Raw genomic sequence first — 13,161 nt, forward strand, 5'->3', positions numbered from 1 at the left:
ATCCTATCCATCATCCTCAACATAAGAGGATCTAAAAATTATTGAATTGATTTTGGGAAAGTCAGGACACAACGTAATCCACCTAAAGGTGAATGATCGAAAGTCAGTGAACCACCTAAAGCTTGTGCCAACTTACACGACAAGGCCAAACCTAGCCCCGTACCACCCGTACTGCGTGTACGTGAATCATCGACACGATAGAAACGCTCACCTAAACGTGCCAGTTGTTCATCATTTACGCCCAATGGACTATCATCTACATACATTATCCATTGTTGCTCATCTTGTTGAGTGTGAATCTGTATTTTTCCACCTTGTTCGGTGTAACGAACACAGTTCCCTAACAGATTGACGATAATCTGTTTAAAGCGATCCCGATCTAAAGATAGGACTGCCCCTGCTCCGGACAATGTCACTTCAAGCTGGTTTTGCTCAAACGTCGATCTAAAGTTTTCAACTTCTTGCAGTACCACATCCCACGGATTGACCTCAGCAAAATAGCATTTCAATTGTTGTGCATCGGCCTGCGCCAAATCTGCCAAGTCTTGGGTTAACTTTTTCAAGGTACTGACCTGACGCATCATGGCATTCAGGTGTTCAGGAGTCGCCTTACGAATCCCGTCCTGCACCGCTTCGATCTGTGCCTGCAACACCGCCAGAGGGGTTTTCAATTCATGTGAGGTATCAGACACCCATTGACGACGAGATTCTTCATGCTGATGTAAAATATCAGCCAAATGATTGAGTTGATTGGATAAATCACCGAGTTCATCATTTCTTTTAATCACAACTTGATGTTGATAATTGCCATCGGTCAGTTCTAAAGTTGCTTTTAATAAACGTTGAATCGGTTTTTTAAAATAGGTGGCCATCAGCAATGCCGCAACCAAACTTGAAAGTACCGTTAAAGCATAGACCAACAGCAAATATCGTTTTTGATTACTAAAGAAATTGATACTGGATGCATCATCTTGATCCAGTACTGGCTTTAATCCGAGGTAACCCACCACCTTTTCGTCAACGACAATGGGGCGGAACGAAATTTGGTCCGTTGCAGGTTCACCCACAATAAACTGCTGATTCTCATCGTATAAAGACAGCCGTGAGCTCAAACCTAAACGATCAGGAATCGAGACAAAGCGCTTTTTGCCCTGCTCAGCAGGTGCAGCATTGAGTTTACTGTCTTGTTTATCTTGTTTGCTATCCGTCTTTAAACGAAATTGACGCGGACTTAAAGGAAAGCGCAAGCCTTCAAAAGGTTGATACTCCGAAGGTAAATTCTGTTTGAGAATTTTTAATTCTTCATCATTAAATATCTGGCGGTTTTTGATCTCGACATTATTTTGCGCCAGCGTTGGAGACAGGCTGAGTAAGGTATGGTCATTAAAATAACGTTGTTGTAGAGCAATATCGTATTGACGGCGCAACCACCACTGAGACAGACGATCATAGTCATCTGGTGCTGCCGTGCCTTCAATTTGCAGAATCTGTGCCTGAATTGCATTGCCCCAGTCATGATAAACCGTATAGACGTTACCTAAATTGGCAATCAATCGGTCTAGCTTCTGCATTTCCACATCGGCCACATAACGCGCAAAGTTCTTTTGCATGGTCCAATGCAAAATCCCCAAGCTAATCGTTGCGATCAACAAGGTGGTCAGTAATACCGTTAAAAACAGGCGTAGGGCTAAGGGCACGCGGCGAACATTCAAAAGCAGATTCTCAATAGTGTTCTATTTGTGGATTGTAACCAACATGGTCGAAAAAAACTCTCCATTGTTTCTTCATCTTTATTATCTAATCTTTAACCATCGAATCACAACTGATCACGCTGGATAAAACAATGAACAAGACAAAAATCGTATTGATGACCACCCTACTCGGTTCTGTTTTAGGTTTGGCTGCCTGTCAGTCAACCACACCAGCGGAACAGTCAATGGATCGTGACCATCACCGCCATAATATGCAACGTGCACCACTTACACCAGAGCAACGTGCTGAATGGCAAGCCAAACGTGAACAGCGTTTAGAGCAACGCGAACAAATGCGTCAGGAACATCAAGCACAACGTGCCCAGATTGAACAAGCCTGCCAAGGAAAGCGTATCGGAGAACGTGTGAATGTTCAATGGAATAAGCGTGTAATTGAAGGCACCTGTGAGGTTCGTTTTACCCCAGATAAATCACAGTTCAAACGCCAAGCCAACGCAACCACTTAATCCCCCCTGTTCCTCATCGGCGCTTTTCAAGCGCCTTTTTTTATGGCCAAAGCATATTCATTTTTAAGTACACAGCTGCTTACGATTTTGCCGTTGCAGTTTCACTCAAAAGCCCAAAAAGCACCTACAATCTAAACGCTTAAACAGGTTGAACCATAAACTTTGACTTCACAGTCACTAAGAAATGACCTGCAAAAGCTTGTACCGAACTATAACTTGTTGCACGATTAGCAGTACAAAATGGTGCTGTTGGGCACATTTATCATTGACTAAGATTATAACTCTGGTTTAACCAGTATTGAGGAACCCGCTATGCCACAATACAAAGCACCCTTACGTGATATGCAGTTCGTATTGCACGAATTATTAAATGCTGAAGCACATTACGCGAAACTTCCTGCATTTCAAGACACTGTAAGCCGTGAATTGGTTGATCAATATTTAGAAGCAGCGGCTGATTTCTGCGAAAACGAACTTTCTCCTTTAAACCAAGTCGGCGACCGTGAAGGTTGTACTTGGAATGACGGTGTTGTAACAACACCTACAGGCTTTAAAGAAGCGTATCAAAAATATATCGAACTTGGCTTCCCATCTCTTTCTGCTGATGAAGAATTTGGCGGTCAAGCATTACCAAACTCTTTAGGGATCTCTATCTCTGAAATGGTGGGTACTGCAAACTGGTCATGGGGCATGTACCCTGGTCTTTCTCACGGTGCGGTTCGTACTTTAGAACATCACGGTTCTGATGAGCAAAAGAACACTTACTTGCCAAACCTTGTTTCAGGTGTTTGGACAGGGACCATGTGCTTAACTGAATCTCATGCAGGTTCTGACTTAGGTATCATCCGTTCTAAAGCAGAACCAAATGCTGACGGTAGTTATGCAATCTCTGGCGAGAAAATCTTTATCTCTGCTGGTGAACATGACATGGCTGAAAACATCATCCATATCGTACTTGCTCGTTTACCTGGTGCGCCAAAAGGCACTAAAGGGATCTCTTTATTCATCGTACCTAAATTCCACGTCAATGCTGATGGTTCAGTTGGCGAGCGTAATGCAGTACGTTGTGGTTCAATCGAACACAAAATGGGTATCCATGGTAACGCAACCTGTGTCATTAACTTTGACCAAGCAAAAGGTTATTTGATCGGACCTGAAAACCGTGGCTTAAACTGCATGTTCACCTTCATGAACACAGCACGTATCGGTACAGCGGTTCAAGGTTTATCTGCATCTGAATCTTCTTTCCAAGGCGCTTTAGCGTATGCGAAAGATCGTTTGGCAATGCGTTCTCTTTCTGGTCCTAAAGCACCTGAAAAAGAAGCTGATCCAATTATTGTTCACCCAGCTGTTCGTAACATGCTTTTAACGCAAAAATCATTTGCTGAAGGCGGTCGTGCGTTGGTTTACTTATTGGCTCAATATGCAGATATCGTTGAAAAAGGCGAAACTGAAGAAGAGCGTAAGTTTGCTGACAACATCTTGTCTTTGTTAACCCCAATTGCAAAAGCATTCTTAACTGAAACAGGTTCTGAATCTGCGAAGCACGGTGTACAAGTTTTTGGTGGTCACGGCTTCATCTCTGAACACGGTATGGAACAAATCGTACGTGATACACGTATTGCTTGCTTATACGAAGGTACAACTGAGATTCAAGCACTTGACTTGTTAGGTCGTAAAGTCTTGCAAACTCAAGGTGCAATGTTGAAAGACTTCACCAAGATTATCCATAAATTTGTTGAAGCAAACAAAGACAATGCTGCAATGCAAGAGTTCATTGCGCCATTGGCTGCTGCAAACAAAGAATGGGGCGATATCACCATGCAAATCGGTATGCGTGCAATGCAAAACCCGGATGAAGTTGGTGCAGCTGCGGTTGACTACTTATACTTCTCTGGTTATGTAACGCTTGCTTACTTATGGGCACGTATGGCGCTTGTTGCTCAAGAGAAATTAGCTGAAGGTTCAACTGAAGTTGACTTCTACAATGCAAAAGTGACCACTGCTCGCTTCTACTTTAAGAAGATCTTGCCACGTGTTCGCTCACATGTAGACGTACTTTCAACTGGCGTTGCGCCATTGTTTGAACTTGATGCGGAACACTTCGCTTTCTAAACATAGTTTAGAATGAGATGCAACGTTCATCACAGAAAAAGGACTGGTCAGTTTTGACCGTCCTTTTTTTGTTTAATCAATGCTAAATTTACACTATTCAATTTATTTGTTCGTTTTATTTGATCACTTTGCACATGAAACTGTGCGTAGAAGGGAACGATTATGCCAATTTACAATGCTCCTCTAGCAGACATGAAATTCATCTTAAATGATGTATTTAAAGCAGAACAATTTTGGCAGTCTAATGAGAAACTGGCTCATGTAGATGCTGCAACAGCTGAAGCAATTTTAGAAGAAATGGCGAAGTTTGCCCAAAACGTGACACATCCGTTAAACCGTACGGGTGATGAAGAAGGTGCACGTTGGGAAAATGGCGAAGTTTTCACTCCAGCAGGTTTCAAAGAAGCATTCCGTCAATACGCTGATGGCGGTTGGATCGGCTTAGGTGCAGACGAAGAATGGGGCGGTCAGGCAATGCCAAAAATGCTGACCGTACTGTCTGATGAAATGTTATTCGCGACAAATCCATCATTCATGCTCTACCCGCTTCTTTCTGTGGGTGCTGGTATGGCGTTAAACAGCTATGCATCACAAGAGCAAAAAGAAACCTATTTACCTAAAATCTACTCTGGCGAATGGTCAGGTACGATGTGCTTAACTGAACCCCATGCAGGTACAGATTTAGGTATTATCAAAACTAAAGCTGAACGCAATGAAGATGGTACGTATAACATTACCGGTACTAAAATCTTCATCACCGGTGGTGATAACGATCTAGCTGAAAACATCATTCATCTTGTTCTTGCTAAGACACCTGATGCTCCTGCGGGTTCACGTGGTATCTCGTTATTCATCGTTCCAAAATTCCTGTTAAATGAAGATGGTTCTTTAGGTGAGCGCAACCCTGTTGGTCCTGGTTCAATCGAACACAAAATGGGTATCAAGGCATCTGCTACTTGCGTGATGAACTTTGATGGCGCCAAAGGCTACCTCGTGGGTAAAGAAAACGAAGGTCTTGCTGCAATGTTCGTCATGATGAACTACGAACGTTTGTCAATGGGTATCCAAGGTCTTGGTGCTTCAGAATTTGCGTATCAAAATGCAGCACAATACGCAACTGACCGTTTGCAAGGCCGTAGCGCAGCAGGCGTTCAATCACCAAACAAACTAGCGGACAGCATTTTAGTACATGGTGATGTACGTCGTATGTTGCTCAATGTACGTGCGAATAATGAAGCATCACGTGCATTTGCCGTTTATGTAGGTCAACAGTTAGACATCACTAAATTCTCGACTGATGCAGAAGCTGTGAAGCAAGCGAATAACCGTGTTGCGCTGTTAACACCAATCGCAAAAGCTTACCTCACTGATACAGCCTTCCAAGCAACCTTAGATGCGCAAATGGTGTTTGGTGGTCACGGTTATATCCGTGAATGGGGTATGGAACAATGTATCCGTGATCTTCGTATTGCTCAAATTTACGAAGGGACTAACGGTGTTCAGTCTCAAGATTTAATTGGTCGTAAAACCATTAAATGTGGTGGTGCATTCATTGCTGAGTACATCACTGAAATCCGTGACTTTGCCAATGATCTAGACACTGATTTGAACTTCATTAAAGATGCAACTTTAGACGCTGCAACTGAAATTGAAGCCATCACGCAGTTCATTATTGAGCAAGCAGCTGAAAATGTTGACTTCCCGAACTCAGCTGCAGTTGACTACTTACATGCGGTGGGCTTACTCAGCTTCGCTTATATGTTTGCAAAAATCGCTGCTGCTGCAAAAGACAAGTCTGGTGATTTCTACCAAAACAAAATTGCATTAGCACAATACTTTGTAGACCGTATCTTGCCTGAATTAGATGCGCGTTTAGCGAAAATCAAAGCAGGTTCTGACTTGATCATGAACTTCAGCGAAGATTACTTCACCAACCAAGCTTAATTTTGGCGTGATGTTAAAAACTGCCTCAATCATTTGGTTGAGGCAGTTTTTTTATCGCTATAATCAAATCAGCATAAAACTTGCATAACATTCTAATGATCATGTTGAGAATATAAATCGCTATGTCGAACTCTAAAGAGAAACTTGAAGGCTTACCTCGCCTACTTGATCGCTTCGGTCACTACGCGGTTGAAGCCTTTCATTATTTAGCCTTATTTATTATCGGCTGTATGATTGCATGGTCAGCCGTACATACCGTGATTGAAATTCTAACGGTAAAACAGTACGCTACCATTGATGATATCTTACTGTTGTTTATCTATTTAGAATTAGGCGCGATGGTGGGGATTTACTTCAAGACCAATCACATGCCGGTGCGCTTTTTGATTTATGTCGCGATTACCGCACTCACCCGCCTGTTGATTGCCGATATTCAGCACAACCATAAAGCTTCTATGGATTTAGTCATTACCACAGGTTCAATCTTGATTTTAGCGGTGGCGATTTTGGTAGTCCGATTTGCGTCATGGAACTACCCTTCTGTGATTCGGGGCAAGGATCAAGAACAACAATTGCCTTCCAACAAAACACCTCGACCACAAGATGACGAACTAGCATAAATAAAAAAGCAGGCATATGGCCTGCTTTTTTATTGCATCTGCTATGCAACTCGGAAAACACGATATTTCGAGTCCACCAACACATATTTACCTTGTACCTGCATCCAGTTATAACCACGAGGTGGTTCATATAAACGGTGAGTACGATAGTTCGAAACTACATAACGATTACTACGGAATTCTGAGGGTAAACGCTCGCCACGCTTGAAGTTAATACGTTGACCATAATGATTACCACGGTCGCCATTCGACCAGCGCGGTTGTTCACGATGATCGTAACGGTGGTCATAACGATCATAGCGATTATCGTAGCGATCTTTATGATCATGATTCCAACGATTTGAATCTGCCATAGCTGAGGCAGAAACACCCAGCATAAGTGTTGATACCAGTAATACGGCTGTCTTCTTCATTCTTTAATCCTCTGTTTTTCGATCTGAAATCAGATTAAGAAAAACTCAAGGAGAAAGCATGAATAAAACTCGCAACATTGCAAAGCTTTGTAATGAATAGCGAGAAATTATGGAGAATCCTCGAGAGATTAAATTTTAGAAAACCATCAAAAATCAGCGAATAATCTCAATGGTAAAATTATCATCAGTCACTAAAAGATAACGTCCATCCACGACGACCCAATGTCTGCCACGTGGGGGTTCACGTAAGGAATAATAATCCCAGTCCCGAACCACATAACGCTCACTGCGGAACTCACCCGGTAATTCATTGCCCACCACAAAAGACTCACGGCGATAGCTGCGGTCATATTGCGTATCTGGATAATATTCGACACGGACACCCGATCGATGATTCGGATGAGGATAATAGTTATTTTGATTGGGTTGATAGTAGTAACCTTTCGGTGGCGCTGTCGGTGTATAACGCTGATTCGAAAAAGCAAATGGATCTTGTGCTGGCGGCTGATAGGCAGGAGTCGTCTGATGAGAGGAGCGGCGTTCTACCCCACTATAGCCACTCCAAGCATTGTCGGCATAGCTCATCACTGGGAGATAGCTCAATACAGCTGCCAAGCCATAAATATAAGGTTGAAATTGCTTCATCTTGATCTCCCTAAAAGCAGAGTATCTGTCTATTTTAGAATAAAAAATAAGCATAACTGTTGTAATAATATTTTTTCAGATTAGCTGTTGAATTCCCAAGATAAACAGCAGCGAGCTACAGCTCCGCCGAGATATGCTAAAATCACATTTTTGGTTTTAAGGCAACATCAGTGGCTGAAATGAATTTTGATCGTCTCTATCAATTCTTCTGTAAAGTGCCAAGCGTGCAAGAAGCGCGTATTGTTGCACATGGCGCAGATGGTCAACACGCATGGTGGTTTAAATTTAATATTGATGTTGAACATCCGTTGGCATGGCAAACCGTTCAAGAACTTGGACATGTACTCAATTATTTATCCACCAATGAGCGTTTACCGACTCAGTTCTTCCCAGTGTCTCCACCACCCTATATGAACGGTGAAGCCAAAGATTTTTTGGCTTGGGTCATTCAGTGCAATCATCCAGAATTCACTCCAGATGTGGTCTGTGACTGGCTAGAAGCACGCTTACCGAATCCTGTGGATGATGAAAGTCAGTGGAAAATCAAAACCGATTTAAGTGAACTCGAGCAAATGGCTGATAAGGATTTAGATCAATTGATTCCTCCAAGCCCTTAATTTTTTTCTTGAGGATGTAGGTCTTTCAACAAGCTGAATCGCAAATAAACATCCACATTCAGCTTGTTGAACTCTCGTTATGAATCACGATAAGTCATAACCCAAATATTCTTGTGGGGATTCTGAATAAGGTAAAATCAGATAATCATTTTTTAAAATCAGGTCTTTCATTGCCTTTTGATGAGCAAAATCTAAAGGATAAATCAAAGCCAAATCCTGAATTAAATCATTCATCTTTTCAGCTTTAAAATCTGGGGTTTTAGTCCATCCCAATAAGGCTGCTCCAAGTCCGATAAATTCGAAGCCATAGTGCTGCATTTTCTGAATCAGCGCATAATTCTCGAAGGGATCAAAATCACAAGAAAAATAGCCATTTGGTAGCATCGCCAGTTTTAATGCTTCGGTTTCAATATCAGCCACTTTAACTGCGATAACACTGTCTAATGAAATCAATAGATGTTGATTGAAATAAAGCAGTGCTTCTAAGTCATTTTCATCATAATGCTGCATTTTTTCAGCTAGGCTTTCAAAACGCTGCTGCTGTGCGGGATCATTCAACTGTTGAAGATAATGCTGCAATTGCTTTGGAACACACACATTTTGATAAGTTTGCTCCCACCGTGGATCATTGACTTCAATTCCCTTGAGGTCGTCACTAAAATCGACATACAGACGGTCATCCTCGACCGCATGCATCGAGGTATATTTTGCTTGTGCGGCGTCATCTAAAACTAGAAACACTTTTTTAGGATAAACATCTTGTTTAAGGGAGCGATAACATTCTAAGAGTTCTGCCCAACTTTGAATTTCAACGATATCTGCATAATGATTAAATTGATGTACCTCTAAATCAATCTGCTCATCCTGTCTGATATTCAGTTTAATTTTCGCCATTGCGTAGAACCCTCGTTATGCTGAATTAAAAAGTGGATAAACCCGACCATTCCATAAAACGATAGATCCAGTATTTTACTTTTGACTCATCAGCATATTTTGCATAATCCACCGTGATTTGACGTGCATTGGCGTTGGTCCATGCTGCATCAAAATACTGTCCCGCATCTTTAAACACAGGCGCTTGTGCTGCACCAATCACGCGCATGTCGGTTTCAAGATTATAATTTTTTAGATTACGTGCAGTTAAGTTAGCTGAACCGAGAATGATCTCCGCTTGCTGGGCGTTTGATTTAAGCAGCATTTTGCTATGACATTGTTCGCCACGGGTATCACACCAACGGATTGGAATACCAACTGCATTCAGTTCTGAAGCCACTTGGCGATTGGGAATACCATTCTTTTGACGACCAAACGCATCTTTATTCGGGTCAAGCATAATACGAATGTTGACACCACGTTGCTGTGCCTGCTTGAGTGCATCAATGATATTACGTTCTGATAAATAGAACATCGCCATATCTAAATGCTCTTTACTTTTCGCAGTCTGAATCATTTTTAAGACAGCATCATAAATTGCTTTTTCAGTCAGCACTTGCACTTGTGGCAATGTTTTATCTTCGGCGAGTCCGCCCATAATCACAAATGGGCTCGAACCTTTGGACATATTGGCCACAGTTTGTTCAGTTTGCAAGACATCAATCGCGGTTGGCCCATCCACCACCAAGGCCACATTGCTATGATGTGAACTACCATCATGTGGATTGGCCGAAGTTACTAAGCTTTTCCATCCGTCAACCGTATCAACCACCAAGGTTTTACGATGATTGGCTTTGAAATTAAACAATTCCAGATAACTACGCAGAGTAATTTTATCATTGCCAAATGGGCTACTTAACCAGCCACCTTCAGGATTATTGCCCAAGTTCTGACAACAGATATACCAAAAACCTGACCACAATGGATTCGAAGCACGCAATGGCTTTAAATCAGTTTCGATGACATCCACACCTGCTTGGCGTAGTTGTAGATAATGCTTTGGCGTTAACCCACCATAAACCGAATTAATCGGATCGGTAATCACTACAACTTCAACATTTGGATGCAAACGACGCTTCACGATTAAGGCATCGGTGAGCTCTTGCATTAAAGGAAACTGTTTGACTGTCGACTTACCCACTTCCTGATTAAACAGGAACATATCCAGCACAATGGTAGTCTGTGCCTGATCAATCAACTGAAACACTTCTTTGAAAATATGCTGATCTACTTGTTGCTGACCTTGCGCATCGATATAAGTCTGATCGGCTAAGAATTTCACATTGGCATGACGTAATTGCCCAGTAAAATCCAATCCCTTTGGGAGTGGTTTTACGGTGTGATAGATTGCCGAAGCAATGTATCCAATCGCAAAAATACACAATATGACTGCCATGTAACGTCGACCTGACCAGTTTAATTTTCGATGGATTCGTTGGAAGATACGCATATAAACAAAAAAAGCCCTAGCCTAATGAGTTAAGGCTAGAGCTTATGCTTTGATTTTTCAATGCTAATTTGGTGATCATTTAAAAAATCAAAAATTAAATTTTCACTTAGAAGTTAAAATTCACTCCAACCGTGAAATTACGTCCCACTTGTGGAATCGTTGATAAGAACGATGCATGTTGGTACACCTGATCATCGAGCAAATTATTGGCATTCAGATAAACACGATAATCTGTAACTTTACTATATTTACCTGTGTATGCCACACCTAAATTCAGCATGTTATAGCTTTGCGTATCATTTTCATAAGCCGCAATCTTGTCTTGTTGGAATACATGATAGTATTCAGCTGAACCGCTAAAGCCATCGCCAAAATCAGCATTCACTTTAGTCCCTAAACGACCTGCTGGAACACGTGGCGCATTTTCATTGTCGATTTTGCCACGCACATAGTCACCAAACACACCGACTTTGTACATATCCGAGATCTGATAACCCGCTTCTGCCTCTGCACCATAGAAACGCGCCTGATCTTGGGTATATTGCACCAAGCGAAAATCTTTATAACGGTCTAAAGTTTGAGCGTAGATATAGTCATCAAACCAGTTGTGATAGACATGCACATGGTAATCAAACTTGTTATTGTCATAATGGAAACCGAGTTCCACATTATTGGATTTTTCTTTCTTCAATTGATCATTACCTAGTTCATAGGTATTGGTCGCAAAATGTCCACCATTGGCATAGAGCTCTTGCGCTAAAGGTAAACGTTCTTGATGTGAAGTCACCAAAGAGAGTTTGTAGTTGGGCGCAAACTCCCAGTTGGCAGCGCCAGAAACAGAAAAGGCTGAACCGTCGAAATCTTTTTTGCTTGAGTCATCAATATCAATTTTTTGTTTTTCTGCGCGTGCTGCCAGCTCAACATGGACATCATTAAATTGTGCATGCTCTAAACCAAAGATGCTCCACTTCTTCGTGGTATTGGGTGCCAAGAATGCTTCTTCACCGGTGAGTTCCAGTTTTTGTTGACCATATTGGGTTCCAATTACCCCTTCCCATGGCCCAATTGGGTTATGTACCAATTCTAAACGGCCATCATAACCCTTATTTTTAAAGCGAGTCGCGATGGTGTCTTCTTCAATTTCATCGTGTTTATAATCAGTATAGCTGGCCTGAGCACGTAACTTTTTAAAACCTGCAAACGGATCATTCAATTCAGTACGGACATCATAACGCTCAGATTTCAGATCAATCCAAGGGCCTGCCTCATGTGCATGATCGTGGTCGTGATCGTCATGACCATGGTCATGATCATCGCCATCTTCGTGATCATGGTCGCCACAATGTAAATGAGGACGTCCTGAAAGATGAGCACTACAGCTCTCATATTCATGGCTATGTCCAGGTAGACCATACTTATCTTGGCGATTGCTATATGAAATTCCCGTAAAACCGCGATCATAAATCCAAGACAAACCGACATTCACCGTTTCACCTTTGGCAAAGGTATTACCGACACGACGCTCTTTCTCACCTTCGTGCACATAGTTCGGCGCGATATAGTCATTGGCTTCACGATTTAAGCCTTCAACTCGTAAGGCCACTTGATCACCCAAAGCAACTGTTACACCAGCCGTTGCCAGTTTTTCATCACTGCCAGTGTTGTAACGTAAGCCCACATTTCCCTCATAACCATTTTCAGGCATTTTGGTTGGAATCTTGCTATCCGTCACATTCACCAAACCACCCACTGTTCCTGCACCAAACAACAAAGTCGATGGTCCACGAATCACTTCAACCTGTTGCGCTAATGCAGGATCTACAGTCACTGCATGGTCAGGAGATAGCGTCGATACATCAATATTTTCAGAGGAGTTTTGCAAAACTTTTACCCGTGGGCCATCTTGACCACGGATCACAGGGCGGCTTGAGCCCGCACCAAATTGATTGGAATAGATCCCAGGTTCACTGCTCAATGCCTCACCAATGGTGACAGCGCCCTGTTGCAAGCGTTTTTGATCTACGACGGTATCGGCAACCGCAAAGTCTTTCGATGTTTGCTCTAATGGATGTGCTTTTATTCGTATTGTCTCTAAGCTTGTCACTTGCTCATTTTCTGCTGCAAAAGTAGATACAGATACAACAGCTAAAATAGATAAGGTCAAAATATTCTGTGGAAATGACATATCGGGTCTCGAATCAGTCGA

At 42.2% G+C, this 13,161-nt stretch carries 11 protein-coding genes; 5 read left to right on the forward strand and 6 right to left on the reverse strand.

Translation table 11 applies throughout. From position 1 onward, the window contains the following. Window positions 1-38: 38 nt before the first annotated feature. Window positions 39-1,712: a sensor histidine kinase efflux regulator BaeS gene (gene baeS / locus F902_RS19655; protein ID WP_005206177.1), complete on the reverse strand. Its 1,674-nt coding sequence runs from the start codon at window positions 1,710-1,712 to the stop codon at window positions 39-41. Between the two features lie 131 nt (window positions 1,713-1,843). On the opposite strand from baeS, the gene F902_RS19660 reads away from it, so the two are divergent. From F902_RS19660 to F902_RS19675, 4 genes are all read left to right on the forward strand, one after another. Continuing rightward, window positions 1,844-2,218 (forward strand): hypothetical protein, encoded by a 375-nt coding sequence (locus F902_RS19660; protein ID WP_004652439.1) that lies wholly within the window; start codon window positions 1,844-1,846, stop codon window positions 2,216-2,218. Between the two features lie 312 nt (window positions 2,219-2,530). Continuing rightward, window positions 2,531-4,333: an acyl-CoA dehydrogenase C-terminal domain-containing protein gene (locus tag F902_RS19665; protein WP_005193034.1), complete on the forward strand. Its 1,803-nt coding sequence runs from the start codon at window positions 2,531-2,533 to the stop codon at window positions 4,331-4,333. Between the two features lie 162 nt (window positions 4,334-4,495). Next, window positions 4,496-6,277 (forward strand): acyl-CoA dehydrogenase C-terminal domain-containing protein, encoded by a 1,782-nt coding sequence (locus tag F902_RS19670; protein WP_005206180.1) that lies wholly within the window; start codon window positions 4,496-4,498, stop codon window positions 6,275-6,277. A 122-nt stretch (window positions 6,278-6,399) separates the two neighbouring features. Next, window positions 6,400-6,897: a phosphate-starvation-inducible protein PsiE gene (locus F902_RS19675; RefSeq protein ID WP_005206182.1), complete on the forward strand. Its 498-nt coding sequence runs from the start codon at window positions 6,400-6,402 to the stop codon at window positions 6,895-6,897. A gap of 41 nt (window positions 6,898-6,938) precedes the next feature. Here F902_RS19675 and F902_RS19680 read toward each other — a convergent pair whose 3' ends face one another. Both F902_RS19680 and F902_RS19685 read right to left on the reverse strand, forming a co-directional pair. Then, entirely contained in the window at window positions 6,939-7,310 is a 372-nt protein-coding gene (locus tag F902_RS19680; protein ID WP_004652446.1) for an RcnB family protein, read from the reverse strand. Window positions 7,311-7,463: 153 nt separating this feature from the next. Next, window positions 7,464-7,955: an RcnB family protein gene (locus F902_RS19685; RefSeq protein ID WP_005206184.1), complete on the reverse strand. Its 492-nt coding sequence runs from the start codon at window positions 7,953-7,955 to the stop codon at window positions 7,464-7,466. Window positions 7,956-8,134: 179 nt separating this feature from the next. Here F902_RS19685 and F902_RS19690 point away from each other — a divergent pair, with 179 nt between their 5' ends. Further along, on the forward strand, window positions 8,135-8,572 hold the full coding sequence (locus tag F902_RS19690) for a hypothetical protein (RefSeq protein ID WP_004802764.1): 438 nt from the start codon (window positions 8,135-8,137) through the stop codon (window positions 8,570-8,572). 84 nt (window positions 8,573-8,656) lie between these two features. Here F902_RS19690 and F902_RS19695 read toward each other — a convergent pair whose 3' ends face one another. From F902_RS19695 to znuD, 3 genes are all read right to left on the reverse strand, one after another. Next, complete coding sequence (locus F902_RS19695; RefSeq protein WP_005206187.1) at window positions 8,657-9,466, reverse strand: hypothetical protein; 810 nt, start codon at window positions 9,464-9,466, stop codon at window positions 8,657-8,659. A gap of 25 nt (window positions 9,467-9,491) precedes the next feature. Next, complete coding sequence (locus F902_RS19700; protein ID WP_017402201.1) at window positions 9,492-10,955, reverse strand: phospholipase D family protein; 1,464 nt, start codon at window positions 10,953-10,955, stop codon at window positions 9,492-9,494. A gap of 106 nt (window positions 10,956-11,061) precedes the next feature. Further along, window positions 11,062-13,140, reverse strand: coding sequence for a zinc piracy TonB-dependent receptor ZnuD (znuD, locus tag F902_RS19705; RefSeq protein ID WP_005206193.1), 2,079 nt, complete (start codon window positions 13,138-13,140; stop codon window positions 11,062-11,064). Between the last annotated feature and the right edge of the window lie 21 nt (window positions 13,141-13,161).

Origin of the sequence: Acinetobacter higginsii (assembly GCF_000369525.1) — a bacterium.
In the GTDB taxonomy this organism is placed as follows: domain Bacteria; phylum Pseudomonadota; class Gammaproteobacteria; order Pseudomonadales; family Moraxellaceae; genus Acinetobacter; species Acinetobacter higginsii.

What these genes read in the sequence shown, in the direction of transcription:
- F902_RS19660 (WP_004652439.1), top strand. Translation starts at nt 1,844, where the DNA reads ATGAACAAGACAAAAATCGTATTGATGACCACCCTACTCGGTTCTGTT.
- F902_RS19665 (WP_005193034.1), top strand. Translation starts at nt 2,531, where the DNA reads ATGCCACAATACAAAGCACCCTTACGTGATATGCAGTTCGTATTGCAC.
- F902_RS19670 (WP_005206180.1), top strand. Translation starts at nt 4,496, where the DNA reads ATGCCAATTTACAATGCTCCTCTAGCAGACATGAAATTCATCTTAAAT.
- F902_RS19675 (WP_005206182.1), top strand. Translation starts at nt 6,400, where the DNA reads ATGTCGAACTCTAAAGAGAAACTTGAAGGCTTACCTCGCCTACTTGAT.
- F902_RS19680 (WP_004652446.1), bottom strand. Translation starts at nt 7,310, where the DNA reads ATGAAGAAGACAGCCGTATTACTGGTATCAACACTTATGCTGGGTGTT.
- F902_RS19685 (WP_005206184.1), bottom strand. Translation starts at nt 7,955, where the DNA reads ATGAAGCAATTTCAACCTTATATTTATGGCTTGGCAGCTGTATTGAGC.
- F902_RS19690 (WP_004802764.1), top strand. Translation starts at nt 8,135, where the DNA reads ATGAATTTTGATCGTCTCTATCAATTCTTCTGTAAAGTGCCAAGCGTG.
- F902_RS19695 (WP_005206187.1), bottom strand. Translation starts at nt 9,466, where the DNA reads ATGGCGAAAATTAAACTGAATATCAGACAGGATGAGCAGATTGATTTA.
- F902_RS19700 (WP_017402201.1), bottom strand. Translation starts at nt 10,955, where the DNA reads ATGCGTATCTTCCAACGAATCCATCGAAAATTAAACTGGTCAGGTCGA.
- znuD (WP_005206193.1), bottom strand. Translation starts at nt 13,140, where the DNA reads ATGTCATTTCCACAGAATATTTTGACCTTATCTATTTTAGCTGTTGTA.